At 72.4% G+C, this 16,813-nt stretch carries 15 protein-coding genes; 2 read left to right on the top strand and 13 right to left on the bottom strand.

The genetic code is table 11. From position 1 onward, the window contains the following. Positions 1–189: 189 nt before the first annotated feature. Together ACIRS4_RS02515 and ACIRS4_RS02510 are read left to right on the top strand one after the other, a co-directional pair. A complete protein-coding gene (locus ACIRS4_RS02515) occupies positions 190–1,614 on the top strand; it encodes an amino acid permease (protein WP_404188813.1) in 1,425 nt (474 codons plus the stop codon). 145 nt (positions 1,615–1,759) lie between these two features. Then, positions 1,760–2,431, top strand: a complete 672-nt coding sequence (locus tag ACIRS4_RS02510; protein WP_404189768.1) for a phosphatase PAP2 family protein — start codon at positions 1,760–1,762, stop codon at positions 2,429–2,431. A 17-nt stretch (positions 2,432–2,448) separates the two neighbouring features. Here the strand turns inward: ACIRS4_RS02510 and ACIRS4_RS02505 are convergent, their stop codons facing one another. The 13 genes from ACIRS4_RS02505 to ACIRS4_RS02445 are packed head-to-tail and all read right to left on the bottom strand — an operon-like array spanning position 2,449 to position 16,802. Continuing rightward, the gene (locus tag ACIRS4_RS02505) at positions 2,449–3,774 is read right to left on the bottom strand and encodes a glutamate-1-semialdehyde 2,1-aminomutase (RefSeq protein ID WP_404188811.1); all 1,326 of its coding nucleotides are present in this window, start codon (positions 3,772–3,774) and stop codon (positions 2,449–2,451) included. A 7-nt stretch (positions 3,775–3,781) separates the two neighbouring features. Then, positions 3,782–4,333: a dTDP-4-dehydrorhamnose 3,5-epimerase gene (gene rfbC / locus ACIRS4_RS02500; protein ID WP_404188808.1), complete on the bottom strand. Its 552-nt coding sequence runs from the start codon at positions 4,331–4,333 to the stop codon at positions 3,782–3,784. Beyond that, on the bottom strand, positions 4,330–5,550 hold the full coding sequence (locus tag ACIRS4_RS02495; protein ID WP_404188806.1) for a polysaccharide pyruvyl transferase family protein: 1,221 nt from the start codon (positions 5,548–5,550) through the stop codon (positions 4,330–4,332). The genes rfbC and ACIRS4_RS02495 overlap by 4 nt, the downstream gene beginning before the upstream one ends. Continuing rightward, positions 5,547–6,494 carry a glycosyltransferase family 2 protein gene (locus tag ACIRS4_RS02490; RefSeq protein ID WP_404188803.1) on the bottom strand — a complete coding sequence of 316 codons (948 nt, stop codon included), beginning with the start codon at positions 6,492–6,494 and terminating at the stop codon, positions 5,547–5,549. Before ACIRS4_RS02490 ends, ACIRS4_RS02495 begins: the two co-directional genes overlap by 4 nt. Next, entirely contained in the window at positions 6,491–7,789 is a 1,299-nt protein-coding gene (locus ACIRS4_RS02485) for a hypothetical protein (RefSeq protein WP_404188799.1), read from the bottom strand. The genes ACIRS4_RS02490 and ACIRS4_RS02485 overlap by 4 nt, the downstream gene beginning before the upstream one ends. 5 nt (positions 7,790–7,794) lie before the next feature. Further along, positions 7,795–9,048 (bottom strand): DUF4910 domain-containing protein, encoded by a 1,254-nt coding sequence (locus tag ACIRS4_RS02480; RefSeq protein WP_404189767.1) that lies wholly within the window; start codon positions 9,046–9,048, stop codon positions 7,795–7,797. A 41-nt stretch (positions 9,049–9,089) separates the two neighbouring features. Then, a complete protein-coding gene (locus tag ACIRS4_RS02475) occupies positions 9,090–10,115 on the bottom strand; it encodes an NAD-dependent epimerase/dehydratase family protein (protein ID WP_404188796.1) in 1,026 nt (341 codons plus the stop codon). Positions 10,116–10,118: 3 nt separating this feature from the next. After that, entirely contained in the window at positions 10,119–10,766 is a 648-nt protein-coding gene (locus ACIRS4_RS02470) for a PIG-L deacetylase family protein (RefSeq protein WP_404188793.1), read from the bottom strand. Then, the gene (locus ACIRS4_RS02465; protein ID WP_404188790.1) at positions 10,763–11,557 is read right to left on the bottom strand and encodes a glucose-1-phosphate cytidylyltransferase; all 795 of its coding nucleotides are present in this window, start codon (positions 11,555–11,557) and stop codon (positions 10,763–10,765) included. Before ACIRS4_RS02465 ends, ACIRS4_RS02470 begins: the two co-directional genes overlap by 4 nt. Further along, on the bottom strand, positions 11,554–12,789 hold the full coding sequence (locus ACIRS4_RS02460; RefSeq protein ID WP_404188787.1) for a class I SAM-dependent methyltransferase: 1,236 nt from the start codon (positions 12,787–12,789) through the stop codon (positions 11,554–11,556). Before ACIRS4_RS02460 ends, ACIRS4_RS02465 begins: the two co-directional genes overlap by 4 nt. Then, the gene (locus ACIRS4_RS02455; protein ID WP_404189765.1) at positions 12,786–13,997 is read right to left on the bottom strand and encodes a glycosyltransferase; all 1,212 of its coding nucleotides are present in this window, start codon (positions 13,995–13,997) and stop codon (positions 12,786–12,788) included. Before ACIRS4_RS02455 ends, ACIRS4_RS02460 begins: the two co-directional genes overlap by 4 nt. A gap of 11 nt (positions 13,998–14,008) precedes the next feature. Continuing rightward, the gene (locus ACIRS4_RS02450) at positions 14,009–15,262 is read right to left on the bottom strand and encodes an O-antigen ligase domain-containing protein (RefSeq protein ID WP_404189762.1); all 1,254 of its coding nucleotides are present in this window, start codon (positions 15,260–15,262) and stop codon (positions 14,009–14,011) included. Between the two features lies 1 nt (position 15,263). Then, complete coding sequence (locus ACIRS4_RS02445; RefSeq protein WP_404188785.1) at positions 15,264–16,802, bottom strand: right-handed parallel beta-helix repeat-containing protein; 1,539 nt, start codon at positions 16,800–16,802, stop codon at positions 15,264–15,266. Between the last annotated feature and the right edge of the window lie 11 nt (positions 16,803–16,813).

The following is a 16,813-nucleotide window of genomic DNA, read 5'->3' as shown; positions in this document are numbered from 1 at the left end:
CACCTCGCGCCTTGGTTGCGTCCAAGGGAAGGGCGATCGCCCAGCAGCCCGGAGGACAGCCGCTACCCAGTACGAGGAGAACCTGGCTCTGTGCGTGGTCCGGTACGCGCGTGGCGGCTTTCCTGAAGACCGGTGCTGGGCCATCATGATCCGCCGTCAGCCGTTTCCGTCGGCGAAGAGGTGATAGCCATGGGCAGGCTCCGTCCGGGTGAGGGAATTCTCCGTCGCAAACCCATCGAGCACATCGAGGAGACGGAGGTCACCGAGGGCGCCCGGCTCGACCGATCGCTCGGACTGTGGCAGCTCACCGCCATCGGCGTGGGCGGCATCATCGGCGCGGGCATCTTCACGCTGGCCGGCACCGTGGCCAACGGCAAGGCCGGCCCCGCGGTGCTGGTGTCCTTCCTGATCGCCGGTGTGGCGAGCGCGTGCGCCGCGTTGTCGTACGCGGAGTTCGCCGGGATGATCCCGAAGGCCGGATCGGCCTACACCTACGGGTACGCGGTGCTGGGCGAGTTCGCGGGCTGGTTCATCGGCTGGGACCTGCTGCTGGAGTACACGGCGATCGTGGCGGTGGTGGCGATCGGCATCTCCGGCTACTTCGGCTTCCTGGTGGAGGAGCTCGGCGCGAGCCTGCCCGCCTGGATGCTGGGCGCGCCGGGCACCGGCACCGGGCGCCGCGTCGATCTGTTCGCGGCCGTGCTGTGTCTTCTGATCGCCTGGCTGCTCAACCTGGGCATCAAGAGCGCGGCCCGCTTCGAGACGTTCGTCGTGGCCTTGAAGGTGCTGGTGGTGCTGCTGGTGATCGGTGTGGGCGTCTTCCACATCACGACCGCCAACTACCACCCCTTCTTCCCGTTCGGCATCGGCGGTGCCTTCACCGGTGCGGCGACGGTGTTCTTCGCGGTGTTCGGCTACGACGCCATGTCGACGGCGGCCGAGGAGTCCAAGGACGCGACGCGGCACATGCCCAAGGCGATCATCTACTCGCTGGCGATCTCGATGGTGCTGTACGTGGCGGCCTGTCTGGTGCTCACGGGCATGCAGAAGTACACGGACATCGACCCGCGCAGCGGCTTCTCCACGGCGTTCAAAGCGGTGGGACTCGACGCGCTCGCGGATGTGATCGCCGTCGGCGCGATCATCGGCATCCTCACCGTCATGTTCACGTTCATGCTGGGCGTGACCCGCGTCTGGTTCTCGATGTCCCGCGACGGGCTGCTTCCCAAGTGGTTCGCCAAGACGCACCCGACGCGGCACGTGCCGACCCGGGTCACCTGGATCGTCGGTGCGGTGTCGGCCCTCATCGCGGGGTTCGTCCCGATCGGAGAGGCGGCCGAGCTGACCAACATCGGCATCCTGCTGGCGTTCGTGGTGGTGTGCGCGGCGGTGATCGTGCTGCGCTACCGGCAGCCGGAGCTGCCGCGCGGCTTCCGCACCCCGTGGATGCCGGTGGTGCCGGCGCTCGGGGTCCTCTTCTCGATCTGGCTGATCACGTTCCTGCAGTGGCAGACGTGGGTGCGGTTCGCGATCTGGTTCGCCATCGGGTGCGTCATCTACTTCTCCTACTCCTACAAGCGTTCCATCCTGGCGGCACGGCCGTCCGCCGAGTGACCACTCGCTCCTGAACGGGCGGTCTCGGCCACTCCGCGCCCGAACTCCCGCTCCGGGGTACCGGATTCGCCGTCTCGGCTAGGGTGGCGAACGGCATCCGGTTCCGGTGCCCTTGGCCGGTGTGGTGGACGAGTGAGGCTCAGTGCTGAGGAGTCGGTGTCGGCCGGAGCGGGGCGTCGGCGCGCTGCGCGCGTGGCTCGGGCTGACCGCGGTCTGCGCGGCACTCGTGGTCCTCGGGCTGGGGGGCCTGTACGCCGGCGACAGCACACCCGGCGCGGTGGACGCGCGACTCCAGGCGACGGTGGACGGGGTGGGGCCGCCGTGGCGGGACATCGCCCTGGCCGTGGACTTCCTGGGTGAGCCCCTGGGCGCGGCGACGCTGGTCGGGGCCGCCGTCATCGGCTGCCTGCTGCTACGGCGTCCTCGCGCGGCGGTGTCCGTCGTCGTCGGCGTCGGTGCGGCCGTCGGCGCGGCGACCCTTCTCAAGCACCTGGTGGGGCGCACCATCCACGGCGAGGCGAACCTGTCCTACCCGAGTGGTCACACCGCCTTCCTCACCGCCCTCGCCCTCGCGGTGGCGCTGCTCGTGACCGGCCGGCTCGGTCTCGGCGGGGCGGCAGGCATGTCGCTTCTGCTCGCCTCGGCGCTGGTCGCCGGGGGTGTCATGGGCTGGGCGCAGGTCACCCTGGGGGCGCACTACCCGACCGACGCCCTCGGCGGCTGGTGCACCGCGCTGGCGGTGACACCGGCGGCCGGGTGGCTGGTCGACCGCACGGCCGACCGGATGGCCGAACCCCCTCGGCGCACGCCCTCCTGACGTCACGTCACCCCGCCTCAGGCCAACCGCCGGAACACCGGCTTCACCGGTCGTCCTCCCAGCCAGGGGGTCGGGTCGTCGGCGTCCAGCGCCTTGCGGTACACCGCGCACGCCTCGGCCACCACCTCGACGGTGTGAGCGATGTCGGCGTCGTCGAGCGCGGCGCTCACCACGAACGACGGGGCCAGCACCCCGCCCGCGAGGAGCCGGCGCAGGAACAGGGTGCGGTAGCGCTGCGACGGCCGGAGATTCTCGTCGAGGGTGGCGAAGACCAGGTTGCTGGCCCGCCCCCGCAGGACGAGGTGGTCGCCGACGCCCATGGCGGCCGCGGCCTCGCGGACGCCGGCGGCCAGCCGCTCGCCGAGGGCGTGCAGCCGCGCGGTGACGCCCTCTTCGACGTACGTCGCCTGCACGGCCATGGCGGCGGCCAGCGAGTGGGTCTCCGCGCCGTGCGTGGTGGACAGCAGGAACACCCGTTCACCGCAGTGACGCAGTCCGCCGCGCTCCATCAGCTCGCGTCGCCCGGCCAGCGCGGAGACGGCGAACCCGTTGCCCAGCGCCTTGCCGAACGTGGAGAGGTCGGGGACGACGCCGTACAGGCCCTGCGCGCCCGCCTCCGACCAGCGGAAGCCGGTGATCATCTCGTCGAAGACCAGCACGCAGCCGTGCCGGTCGGCCAGTTCGCGCAGGCCCTCCAGATACCCGGGCGGCGGCTCGGTGTGGGTGGCGGGTTCCAGGATCAGGCAGGCCACCTCGCCCGGGTACCGGGCGAGCAGGTCCCGCGCGGCGGCCAGGTCGCCGTACGGGAAGGACACGGTGAGCTCGGTCGTCGCCGCCGGGACGCCGGCGGACATCGGCGTGGTGCCGATGAACCAGTCGTCGACGGAGAAGAACGGGTGATCGGCGCAGAGGGCCACCCGTGGCCGCCCGGTGACGGCGCGGGCCAGGCGCACCGCGGCCGTGGTGGCGTCGGAGCCGTTCTTCGCGAACTTCACCATCTCGGCGGTCGGCACCGTGGCCAGGAAGCGTTCCGCGGCTTCCACCTCGACGACGGACGGGCGGACGAAGTTGCCGCCGCGGTCGACCTCCCGTCGCACCGCCTCGGTCACCCGTGGGTGGGCGTGGCCCAGGCTGACCGACCGCAGTCCGGAGCCGTACTCGACGTAGCGGTTGCCGTCGACGTCCCACACGTGGGCGCCGCGGCCGTGGCTGATGACCGGGGCCAGTCCCTCGGGGTACTGGTCGTCGCCCTTGGCGTAGGTGTGCGCGCCCCCGGGGATCAGGGCGTGCAGCCGCTCGTTCGCCAGCCGCGACCGGGGCAGGCGGAACTCCTCAGTGTCCACGCTGACTTCAGCTCTCCTTCTGCTTCAGGACCTCGGCGAGGCTCGGCGCCCGCCGGTCCCGCCCGGACATCGACGTGACCGGCAGCGGCCAGGGAATGCCGAGCTCCGGGTCGTCGAAGGCGATCGTCACGTCCTCGGCCGGATCGTGCTCACGGTCGATCCGGTACGAGGTGTCGGCGATGTCGGTCAGCGCCTGGAAGCCGTGCGCGCACCCCGCCGGGATGTACAGGCTCACCTGTGTCTCGCCGGACAGCTCGAAGAAGGCCTGACCCAGATACGTCGGCGAGTCCGGGCGCAGGTCCACGACGACGTCGAAGACCTTCCCGTAGGAGCAGCGCACCAGCTTGGCCTCGCCGGCGCCGGAGCGCAGGTGCAGGCCGCGCAGCACGCCCCGGACCGATCGGGACAGGCTGTCCTGGACGAAGGCGTCCGGGTCGAGCCCCACCGAGCGGACCACGTCGGCGTCGAAGGTGCGGCAGAAGAAACCGCGCTCGTCGGCGTGCGGCGTCGGCTCGAACAGATACGCGCCGGCGATCGCCGGGACTTCGGTCGCTCTCACGGAGCCTCCCTCAGGGCGTGGGCAGGGGCGGACCTCGGGAACAGGGCCGCCGTCAGGGCGGTGAACTGGTGCTCGACACGCCGGGCGACGGCGAGGTTCCGCTCGGCGAGGGTCCGCCGCAGCTCCGCCGAGCGCTTCTCCAACGACCGGAACTGTTCGAGCAGCCGGTCGGCGTCGACCTCACGGGCCGGATGGCAGTACGCGCCCAGCCCCATCCCGTCCATGAGCGCGTCGCTCTTGGCCGCGTAGCTGAGCGCGAGGGTCGGCGTGCCGGCCTTCAGCGCGCACACCAGGTTGTGGTAGCGGGTCGCGACGACGGCGTCGGCGGCCGCCGTCTCCTTCGTCAGGCCGTCCAGTGAGGCCGCCTCGGCGGCGGTGACCAGCGGCGAGTCCACCGCCTCGAGGATCGAGGCGACCACCGGCGCGTCGCACGCGTCGCCGGTGAGCAGCCGGACCGGCCGGCCCTCCGCGACCAGCGCGCGGACGAAGCGGGTCGTCCCGTCGAGGTAGCGGCGGTGGATCTCCTCGGCCCGTGCGCGGTCGTCGTTGCCGCCGTGGAAGTCCATGACGCCCACGCAGACCGGCCCCGGCGGGCCCGAGGGCCGCTGCGCCGGCGGCGTCGGCAGGGCGAACGCGAGGTCCGGATACACCTCGTCGCGTGCGGTGTCCACGCCCATCGCCCGGAGCGCGTCGCGGGACTGGACGTCCCGGTACGACCGGTAGGCGGCCAGCCGCGCCGACCAGCGCACCAGGGCCCGGGTCGGCCGGTCGGCGATCGGGGCGGCGCCGACGCCGACCAGCGCGACCCGGGCGCCGAACAGGCGGCCGGTCGCGCAGAGCAGGAACAGCGAGTAGGGGAAGCCCCAGGGCCGCAGCGGCAGCGTGGCCTCCAGCACGCCCATGCCGGGCACGATCACCACGTCGTGCCGGCGCACCCAGGCGGCCGTACGGAAGACGTCGACGAGCTTGCCCAGCCCCTTCGCCGCGACCGCGCCCGCACGCGACGCGGTCCGGTACTCCCCGCGGTACCAGTGCAGCCGTGTCGCGGGGACGCCGTACCGGGCCGTGACGACCTCGGGCCCGCCGCACAGCGCGTCCACGACCGCGTCCGGGTGCTCGGCGCGGAGATAGCCGAGCACGGCCTCCAGCGACCCGTCGTTGCCGAGGTTGCCGGAGCCGAGCAGGCCGAACACCCCCACCCGTGTCGCCGTCCTCATGTCCGCCTCCGCTCACGGCCGGCGACGAGGTCGTCCACGGAGACCGTGAGCAGGTCCGGGTCGACCGGGGCGCGGTCCTCGACGCGCTCGCCGGCGCCGCTGCGGGCCCGGCTCGCCATCCACGCGGCCAGGTGCCGGTAGCACGCGCGCCGGTCGGACGAGGACAGCGGCGCCCGCCGGATCGCGCCGACGAAGCCGCCGACGTACTCGGCGAGCAGCCGGGGCGTGGGGTGCAGCGGACCCGCCCGGCGCGGGTCCAGGTTGACGCACCGGGCACGCTTGGAAGGGTTCGCCCGCTCGGCGCGGGTGGGGTGGTCGCGGCGGAAGTACAGCAGCTCCGGCACCTGGTGGAACGGGCCGTGCAGACCGATCTCGGCGACGAACGTGCGGTCCGCGTGGTGGTAGCTGTCGTGCGGCTTCACCCGGCGCAGCACATCGGCCCGGATCACCCCGTAGAAGTCGTCGCCGCCGGGCTCGAACAGCATGCTGCGAAAACGCGCGGGCGCGCTCGGCGAGGCGGTGTCGAGCGTGTACGCGTAGGGGACCTTCACCTTGCCGTCCTCGTCGACGACTGCCTGGTCGGCGTGGGCGAGGATCACCTCGGGCCGCTCGTCCAGCGCCTCCACGCACCGCCGCAGCAGGTCCCGGGCGTACAGGTCGTCGTGCGAGGCCCACTTGAACAGCTCGCCGCGGCACTGGGTGAACACGTAGTTGTGGTTCGGCGCGGCGCCGATGTTCCGGCGCAGCCGCAGATACCGGACGCGGGAGTCCCGCGCGGCGTACTCGCGGCAGATCTCCTGGGTCCCGTCGGTCGAGGCGTTGTCGGTGACGACCAGTTCGAAATCCTCGTAGGTCTGGCCGAGCAGGGCGTCGAACGACTCGGCCAGGTACTCCTCGCCGTTGTAGACGGGCAGGCCGACGCTCAGCCGGGGATGGGCGGTCATGACGTCCTCACTTCGCGGATGGGTTCTTGACGGTGCTCGCGCAGGGCGGAGCGCAGATGGAGCCACCACACGGCCGAGCCGCAGACGGTCGCGCCGGCGACGCCCCAGGCAGAGCCGACGGCGCCCGCGACCGCCGCCCCGCCGAGCCCGCCGCCGACATAACCGACGGAGGCGAACAACTGGCAGCGCAGGCTGCGCCGGGCCGCGGCGAGCGCGCGCAGCCCGGCCGCCGCGCCGGTGCCGAGGCTCGCGCCCGCGACGCCGAGGGTGATCGGCACGATGAGCTGGGAGGCGGAAGGCCAGACGCCGCCGAGCGCGAGAGCGCCGAGCCGGTCCGGCGCAAGGAGCAGCGCCCCACCCCAGAGCAGGGCGGCGACGGCCTGCCCGCCGCCGAGGAGCAGGCAGAATCCGCCCAGCCGCCCCGGGGCCTGCCGCAGCACCCGTGCCGCCTCGGGGACGGTGACCAGCGACAGGCCCATCAGCACGGCGAGGAACGGTCCGAGCAGCAGCTCCGCGCCCCGCACCGCGCCCACCGCACCGATTCCGGCGATCACGCCGAGCCCGTACGCCCGCAGCTGGCTCGCGCCGCTGAGGCTGACGTTCTCCACCAGGTACCGGTAGCCGAGGTCGCGCTGCTCACGAAGCCAGCCGCGCGCCCCGGACGGCCGGGGCCGGATGCCGGACTGAAGGCACCCGTAGGCGGCGGCGACCGCGGCGGACGCGCCCCAGGCGAGCACGAAGGCGGCGACGCTGCCGACGCGGGCCGCGACGACCATGGCCGGGACGAGCGCCACGCCCCACACGACGTCGTTGACGAACGCCTTGCGTCCGGCGCCGGCGGCGAAGAACGAGAACCGCCAGGCGTCCTGCAGCAGCAGTCCGGGCAGCATGACGCCGAGGCAGGCGAACGCGGGCCCCACAGGGCCGCCGAGGGTGAGGCCGGCCAGCAGACACGCCGTGCCGAGGGCGACGCCGACGCAGAGCGCGGTGCCCGACGACCGGGCCGCCGCCCCGCGCCAGGACGCCTCGGGCACGCCGCTGAAGCGCACCACGAGAGGGTCGGTGGCCAGGCCCCGGGAGACGTTGAGCACCACTCCGTAGGTCACCCAGGCCAGGCTGAACACGCCGAACGCGCTCACCCCCAGCGAGCGGGCCACACAGATGCCCACCGCGAAGTTGGAGATGCTGGAGGCCGCCTGGTCGGCCAGCCCCCAGGACAGCCGGCCGACGAGGCCCCGCCTGCCGGACCCGGCCGGCCGCGCTGCCCTCCGCGTGTCGTCCCCCTCGGTGCTCATCGGTCTCACGCCTTGATCAGCTCGGCGTCGCGCAGGGCGTCGGCCGCCTCGGCGACGGTGTCGAACGGCAGCCCGGACCGCTCGGCGACGTCCAGCAGACTGTGCTCGCCGTCGGAGAGGCTGAGCACCCAGAGCATGGCCATCTGGGTCTGCCTGGTGTCGCTGCGGCCGCCGAGCGCGTCGTACAGCCCGCGCCGGCCCAACTGCGGTTCGCCGTAGGGGCTGAGGTTGACGTACCGCCGGTTGCGGTCCAGGACTGCGAACGCCTCGCGGCACACCGCGAGCGTGTCCGCCATCGCCTCCGGGGAGACGAAGTCCGGATCGTCCGCCGAGGTGTGGTACTCGGGGTAGCCGGCGTACGGGGTCCGGCTCAGCGAGCCCACCGCGAGGTCGAACCCGGGCGAGCAGTACTGCCGCTCGTCGTAGCCGTACGGGGTGAACTCGGTGACGCGGTGCGGGCGTTCGGAGACGGACAACACGTGCCGCAGTACCCGGTCGATCTCCGCGTCGCCGCGCCTGCTCTGCTTGTACGTCAGCCGGCCCCGGTCGCCGGCGCAGGCCAGCACCAGTCCGTGCTTGACCCGGTCCACCCGGTCCGCGTTACGGGCCAGCCAGGTGATCGCCCCGATGGTGCCGGGCGCGAAGATGAACCGGTAGGTGTAGTGGGGCGTCCGCTGCGCCAGCTCCCGCGCCAGGAACGTCGCCACCGCGACGCCGGCCAGGTTGTCGTTGGCCAGCGCAGGGTGGCAGACATGGCAGGAGACGATCACCTCGTCGGCGACCTGCCCGGGGACCACGTGCTCGGCGTAGGTGAGATGGCCGTCGGCGAGCGTGGAGTCGACGCGCACCTCGTAGTCGCCGTCGGGCAGCGCGTCCAGGGTCTCCTGGGACAGGCAGAACCCCCACTCCCGCTTGTAGTAACTGGTGCGGTACGGAACCCAGTTCGGGTGGTCGGGCAGGGTGTGCAGGTGTCCGCGCAGCTCGGTCAGCGGCATGGTCGCCGACACCGGCACGCTGTAACCGAGCACGTGCAGACTGGACGCGGCGAAGTCGACGACCCGGTTCCCGGCGGTGTCGGCGATGTACGCGTCACGGATGTTCCACTCCTGCGGCACGGTCCAGTCGAGGACCTGCGTGCCGGTCGGCACCTCGTGCACCCGGAGCGGGACGTACTCGCCGACGATGTCCAGGGTGGCGCGCACGCCGTCGCCGGTGATGCTCCGGCACAGCGGGTACAGCCGTTTCACCAGCGCGTGCATCTGCTCGCCGGCCGACACCGCCGGCCGTTCGCCGGCCGCGGTCACCGGCGCCACCGCAGCGTGTCGTCCACGGCGCCGGCGCCGGACGCCGCGCGCAGCACGGCCAGCCGGGTGAAGCGCCGGTCGAAGTCCTCCTTGGTGAGCTCGAACTTCCGGTAGGCGTCGGCGAGTTCGAGCGCCCCCTGTTTCACCGTCCACGCGCACTCGAAGCCGGCGATCGCCGCGCGGAACCGGGAGAAGTCCACCCGGTACGACCGCGGATCGGCGCCGTTCTCCCCGGTGATCACCACCTTGGCCCCGGACACCGCCTCCGCGACCTGCTCGGCGATCTCGGCGACCGTGACGTTGTTGGTCTCGCTGCCGATGTTGAACGCCCGGTCGTGCACCGCCTCGCGCGGCGCGACCAGCGCTGCCGCGAAGGCCCGGGCGATGTCGGCCGCGTGCACCAGCGGGCGCCAGGGCGTGCCGTCGGAGAGCACGAGCACCTCGCCGGACAACAGGGCGTGCCCCACCAGGTTGTTCAGCACGATGTCGGCCCGCAGCCGGGGCGAGAAGCCGAAGGCGGTGGCGTTGCGCATGTACACCGGGCTGAAGTCGCCGTCGGCGAGGGCGTGCAGGTCGTCCTCCACCCGCACCTTGGACTCCGCGTACGGCGTCACCGGGCGCAGCGGGGCGTCCTCGGCCACCAGGTCGTCACCGCCGGCGGCGCCGTAGACCGAGCAGGTCGACGCGTACAGGAAGCGCCGCACCCCGGCGTCGCGGGCCAGCCGGGCCAGCCGTACGGACGCGTGGTGGTTGATGTCGTAGGTGAGTTCCGGCGCCAGCGATCCCAGCGGGTCGTTGGACAGCGCGGCCAGATGGACCACGGCGTCCACCCCGGCCACGTGTTCGGCCGTGACGTCGCGCAGGTCCACCCGGTGTCCCGGCGGGTCCGCGGGCGTCTCACCGAGGACGCAGTCGGCGAACAGGCCCGCGTCCAGGCCGACGACCTCGTGCCCGGCGGCCGCGAGCACCGGGGCCATCACGGTGCCCAAGTAGCCCTGGTGTCCGGTCAGCAGTACGCGCAAGGTTCAACCCCCCAGGTTGAGCGTGAGTTTGGTGACGGCGAACGCCTCGGCGTAACGCTCGTGGCATTCGATGCCGCGGATCCGCGCGAGACCGAGGAAGGCCTCGCGGTCGTACCAGGGCCGGTGCCGCTGCGAGGGGTAGTGCTCCTGCAACAGCCGCACCTTCTCCTCGGCGGTCTCCGGCGACAGCGGCTGGTACGCCGACGGACGGCCGAGATCGCCGTCCCACTTGACGATCTCGTAGCCGAGGACCAGCTGGTCGCGGAACGCCGTGGGCATGAGCCGCGCCAGGCCGCGGTGATCCTGGTGCGCGTCGTCGGCGCGCGGGGCCAGGACCAGATCCGGGTCGGCCCGCAGGCGCAGCTCCTCGACCGCGGCCTTGGCCTCGTCCCAGTGTGCGGGCAGCCGGCCGTCCGGCAGCTTGTGCACGGTCAGCCGCAGATCGGCGCCCGGGCAGAAGGCGGCGAGCGCGGCCTGCTCCTCCTGCTCCCGCTCGCCGCCGCCGCCGGAGAGCACCAGCGCGTCGACGCGGACGCCCGGCCGCGCCAGGCACAGCGTCAGCAGCGTGCCGCCGGCGCCGATGGCGATGTCGTCGCAGTGCGCGCCCACCGCGACGATCCGCTCCAGCCGCCCGGCCCCGAGACGGATCACGCGCTCACCCCCGCGCCGTCCCGCTCCCACACGGCCCACGGGCGGTCACCCCGCGCGTAGGCGTCGTCGAGCGCGGCCCGCTCCTTCACGGTGTCGGTGGGCTTCCAGAAGCCGCGGTGCTGATGGGCCAACAGCCTTCCCTGTTTGGCGAGTTGCGCGCACCCGTCCGCGACCAGGTCGCCGCCCTCCGGGATGTGGTCGAAGACCTCCTGGCGGAGCACGAAGTAACCGCCGTTCTCCCACAGCGGCATGTCGCTCACCGCGGTGATGCCCCCCACCAGACCGTCCTCGCCCAGGTCCACGCAGTGGAACGACGACTGCGGCGGCACCACCATCATCGACGCGCCGGCGTCACGCCGGGAGAACCGGTCGATCATCTCCGGCAGCGGGGCGTCGGTGAGCACGTCGGCGTAGTTGGCGAGGAACATCTCGTCGCCGTCCAGGTGGCGCCGCACCCGGCGCAGCCGCTCCCCGATCGGCGACTCGATGCCGGTCTGCGCGAAGGTGATCGTCCAGTCCGCGATGTCGGTCGACAGCAACTCGGTCCGCCCGCCCCGCAGCACGAAGTCGTTGGACGTCGTCTCCTCGTAGTTGAGGAAGAAGTCCTTGATGTGGTGCGCCCCGTACCCCAGGCACAGGATGAACTCCGTGTGCCCGAAGTGCGCGTAGTAGCGCATGACGTGCCAGATCAGCGGCCGGGGGCCGACCATCGCCATCGGTTTGGGCACGTCGTCGGAGGACCCGTTGCGCATCCGCATTCCGTAACCGCCGCAGAACAGTACGACCTTCACCGCTCGACCTCGACAATGCTCAGTTCCGGTATGGGAAAGACGAGCCGGCCGCCCCAGTCGTGCACGAAGGACAACTGCTCGGTCAGCTCGGCCCGCAGGTTCCACGGCAGGACCAGGACGTAGTCCGGCTTGTCCGCGGCGATCCGCTCGGGCGGCAGGACGGGGATGCGGGTGCCCGGCGTGAACCTGCCGTGCTTGTAGGGGTTGCGGTCGACCGTGTACGGGAGCAGGTCGGGCCGGATGCCGCAGTGGTTGAGCAGGGTGTTGCCCTTGCCCGGAGCGCCGTAGCCGACGACCGTCTCGCCGCGCTCGGCCGCCTCGATGAGGAACTTCAACAGGTTCCGGCGGACCTTGGCCACCCGGGCGGAGAACTCGGTGTACCCGGACAGCTCCTGCAGCCCGGCGGCCTTCTCCCGGGCCAGCACGTCCGTCACCCGCTGCGTCGGCTCGCCCGCCGCCTCGGCCGGGCGGGCCCACAACCGGATGGAGCCGCCGTGCGTGGGCAGCAACTCGACGTCCACGAGCGTGAGTCCGCCGCTCGCGAGGGCCCGGATCGCGGACGCGACCGTGTAGTACTGGAAGTGCTCGTGGTAGATCGTGTCGTACTGGTTCTCCTCGATCAGGGTCAGCAGGTGCTGCACCTCGATCGACACCCAGCCGTCGTCGGCGACCAGGGCGCGCAGTCCCCGGGTGAACCCGACGACGTCGGGGATGTGCGCGTACACGTTGTTCGCCACGACCAGGTCCGCCGGGCCGTGCTCGGCGCGCACGGCCGAGCCGGTCCGACGGCTCAGGAACTCCGTGAGCGTGGGCACCCCCGCGTCCCGCGCCGCCGCGCCGACGTTCACCGACGGCTCGATGCCCAGACAGCGGATCCCGCGGTCCACCACGTGCCGCAGCAGATACCCGTCGTTGCTCGCGACCTCCACCACGAACGCGTCGGCCCCGAGCCCCAGCCGCTGTACGGCGTCGGAGACGAACGTGCGCGCGTGCTCCACCCAGGACGTCGAGTACGAGGAGAAGTACGCGTACTCCTCGAACGTCTCCTCCGGCGTGATCAGCGGCGGGATCTGCGCCAGCCAGCAGTCGGTGCAGACCCGCAGATGCAGCGGGTACGCCGGTTCCGGCTGGTCCAGCCGGTCCGCGGCGAGGAAGCTCTCACACGGCGGCGTCGCCCCCAGGTCGACGACGCTCGCCATCGCTTCCGAGCCGCACAGTCGGCATCGTGTCATCTACTGCCCCCCATTGATTCCGTCCGGCCCGCGATCGCGGAGCGGTACCCCTCCACCAGGCGCTCCAGCCCGACCACCGGGCTGAAGTCCTGCTCGTATCGCCGCCGGGCCGCCCGGCCCATCTCCCGGTTGCGGTCCGGGGCGGTCGTGATCCGGCGCAGACATGCCGCGAGCGAGGCGGCCTCGCCCGGCCGGTGCAGCAGCCCGCTCACCCCGTCCTCGACGAGCTCGACGAAGGCGCCGTGACCGGCGGCGACGGCCGGCACCCCCGCCGCCATCGCCTCGGCGACCACCAGGCCGAACGTCTCCAGAGCCATCGAGGGAGCCACCACGGCGACCGACCGCGCGACCGCCCGCCGGCACTGTTCCGGGTCGAGCAGACCGACGTGGCGCACATCGTCCCGGCCCTCCGCCCAGGCGGTCACCTCCCGCTCCAGCGGCCCCGCCCCGGCGATCACGAGCGGCACGCCCACCCCGCCGGCCGCGGCGATCTCGTCCCACGCGGCCATGAGCAGCCGCACCCCCTTGGCCTCCGCCAGCCGGCCCAGGAAGAGCAGCTGCTCTCCGGCGCCCGCCCGGCGGACGCCGGGCTCGGGAACGAAGTTGTGCTTCACCGTCAGCCGCTCCGCCGGCATGCCGGCCCGCACCAGGATGTCGCGCTGCGCCTCGGAGATGCAGAAGAACCGCTCCACCCCCGAGCGCCACCGCCGCCGGTTGACCGTCAGACTCACCGCGAGCGGCACCGTCGCCAGCCGGGAACTCCGGTAGCAGCCGTGCCGGACCGCGGGCAGCGGCACCGCGGGACCGACGCACTCGGTGCACAGCCGGCCGTCCCGCCGCAGCGTGCCGGGCGGACAGATCTGGGTGTAGTTGTGCAACGTCGCGACGGCGGGCACGCCCGCCTCGGCGCAGGCGGCCAGCACCGCGGGCGACAGCAGCGGGAAGACGTTGTGGACGTGGACCACGTCCGGCCGCTCGGCGCGGAGCCGGGCGGTGAGCTCCGAGCGGACCGCCGGGTTCCAGGGCACCAGCAGCGGCACCGCCGCCTTGCCCAGCAGGGACCGGGAGGCGATGTCGTCGCTGCGCCGCTCGAACACCTCCACCCGGTGCCCGGCCGCACGCAGCAGCCCCACCTCCTGCTCGACGACCCTGTTCTCCCCGCTCGGCTGCGCCGAGGAGTAGTGGTTGTGCAGTACCAGCACGCGCAGGCCTCGCACGGTCAGGTCACCTCCGTTCTGCGGACCCATCCCGGGATGCGTCGGCGGGGGACTTCGGGCGTCGAAAGGGGCGCGGTCGCGGCGGGCGCCACCAGCAGGGTGGCGGCCAGCGCCAGGTGCAGCAGATACGGCGAGGCGTCGCCCAGCCCGGCCTCGGTGTACGACGAGAGCCCGACGTAGCTGATCAGGAAGATCGCGCAGGCTCTCGGCAGCGACGGCGGCCGCAGCAGGGCCACGCCGCCCAGCACGAGGAGGAGAGCCGCCACGATGGCGACGCCGGCCAGCCCTTGTTCGAGGTAGACGGCCAGCCAGCTGTTGTCGATCGGCAGCCCGTCGAACGACTTGTCGCCCAGCCCCATCCCGAACAGCTTCTCCTCCGTGGTCCGGGGCGCCGCCAGCAGGGCGTCCCAGACCTTGGCCCGGCCGGTGAGATTGGAGAAGTTCTCCTTGCTCTGCCCGCGCAGGAACCACGCCCGCAGCGCGGAACTGAACGCCACCGCGGCCACCAGGGCGCACACCACCGCCCAGGTGAAGAACCGGCGGGCGACTGCGCTGGTCAGGACGAGCGAGCCGATCGCCAGCGCCAGCCCGATGAGCAGACCGAGCGTGGCCGTGCGGGTATGGGTCAGCGCGAGCAGGACGAGCGCCGGCACGATCACCGCCGCCGCGCCCGCCCCGCTGGTCCGGCGGCCGAGGAGGAGCAGCACGGTGAGCCCGATGATCACCGCCGAGTACTGTCCGATCTGCGGCGGCGTCAGCGGCCACAGCGCGCCGACCAGCCGCCCGCCGTAGTACTCGGGCATGGCGGTGCCCGGCGAGACGGCCAGACCGGCGGCCACCAGCGCCAGCACCGCGAAATACATCCGGATGTGATGGCGGACGAACGTCAGGCCGCCGTCCCACCAGCGGCTGAGCAGCCACAGCGTGGCGACGAAGACGACCAGCCGGGCGCAGCGGAACAGCGCGCCGAGCCCGGACTCCGGATCCGCGCTGGCGATCACGCTCGGCACCAGCAGCAGGGTGAGCAGGAACACGAAGGCACTGGGCCGGATGAGCAGCCGGACATTGAGCAGGAGCGCCAGCGTGAACGCGGCGACCAGCGCGCCCATGGTGGCCATCTGGATGAGGGAGCGGCTCAGCGGGACGACGGTCTTCGCCCCGGCGGAGCCGAGCGTGTTGAGGCCCAGCAGCGCCCAGACGATCCCCACGGCCTTCGGTGTGCGTTCCTCTCCCACGGGTGTGCGGTCGCCGTCCATGTCAGCCACCGTTCCTCGGGTCGAGGGTGCTGCCCGTGTCCTGCCGGTACGGCGTGCCCTGCCACTGGGCGAAGTCCAGCTTCCGGCTCTGGTCGTCGGTGACGAAGCTCCACGGCCCGCGGTAGACGTTGTCGTGCCAGCGGTTGCCCTGCTTGAGGGTGATTGCCTCGGCCACCCGCTTGCCCTTGTACGGTGACCAGTCCGGATAGGTGCCGTAGTTGGAGAGCACCGCCATGCGGCCGCACTGCACCGCGCACTCGACGACGGAGGTGTCCAGGGCGAAGCGGTTGCCGCGGATGTCCACCCGCTGGGTCTTCCACCGGCAGTCCGCGTAGAGCGGCGCGGCGGCGATCGCCGGCCGGGCGCACCTGCCGGTGTCCTTCACCAGCAACGTGCAGTAGCCCGTCGAGGTGTTGGCCGGGCTGTTGCAGTACCGGTCGGCGTTCTCCCACAGGGTGATCCCGGACCAGTTGTCCTTCAGCACGTTCCGGTAGATCTCGATCTTGTCCGTGCGGGCCGGTATCCGGGGCTCGCCGCCGGACTCCGACACATAGACGGCCGCGAACGGGAAGCTGTCCCCGCGCTCGGCGCCGCTGCGGCCCTCGACCCAGTTGTTCCGCCGGATCATGTTGTTCCGGATGATCGCGTTGTAGCTGGTCTCGTACATCAGCGCCGCGCCGTCGTTGGCCTCCAGCACGTTGTTCTCGACCAGGAAGTCGTTGTTGTTGTTGTCCGCCCACAATCCGGCGCCGCGGTTGTCGTGCACCCAGTTGCCGCGTACGTCGGCGCCGTCGACCGCCCAGAACTTGACGCCTCCGGTGCAGCCGCAGCCCGGCCGCCGGCGCTCCCAGTCGTCGGTGTTGTTGCCCACGATCTCGTTGCCCTCGACCAGCAGACCGCGGATGGAGTCACCGGTCTTGTACGCGTTCATGCCGTACTGCCCGTTGCCGCGCAGGCAGTTGGCGCGGACCCGCTGGCGGGCGCCGGCCATCAGCCCGGCGCCGGAGTTGTACTGGATCTTCGTGTGCTCGATCACCCACTCGTCGGCCATGTCATGGTTGACGACGCCCTCGTCGTGCGGCGCGACGAACCCCTGCACCGTCAGATGGCGGACGGCCACGCCCCGGGCGGTGCCGCCGAACGCGTACTGGTTGGTCCTGCGGCCGTCGAGCACCGCGCCCGGAGCGCCGAGGTAGGTGTTCCCCTCCTTGGGCATCACCTGGGCGTAGCGGTCCGGCTCCAGCAGATGCCGGCCCGGCCGAAGCCAGAACGTGGTGTGCGGCGGGCTGCTCTCGGTCTTCGCGGCCAGGTCGCCGAGGACGGTCGGGTCGACCGTCACCGCGCCCGCGGGCGCCTTGGCCGGCCCGGCCGCGGGCTCGGCGCACACCCTGGCCACCGCCGCGGACGGCGCGGCGGACGGACTGTGCCGCGCGCTCGGCCTCGGCGTCGCCTCCGGCGCGCTCTCACAGCCGGTCACCGCCAGCAGGGCCAGTGCCAACGCTGCCACGGTGAACGCCCGGTGCCGCCGCTCGATCCGCACGTGCCCCCTCC

The sequence above is a fragment of the Streptomyces sp. NPDC101166 genome (assembly GCF_044768125.1).
Classification (GTDB): Bacteria; Actinomycetota; Actinomycetes; order Streptomycetales; family Streptomycetaceae; genus Streptomyces.
The sequence above is the reverse complement of the archived record's forward strand: the minus strand, read 5'-3'. Positions and strand labels throughout refer to the sequence as shown.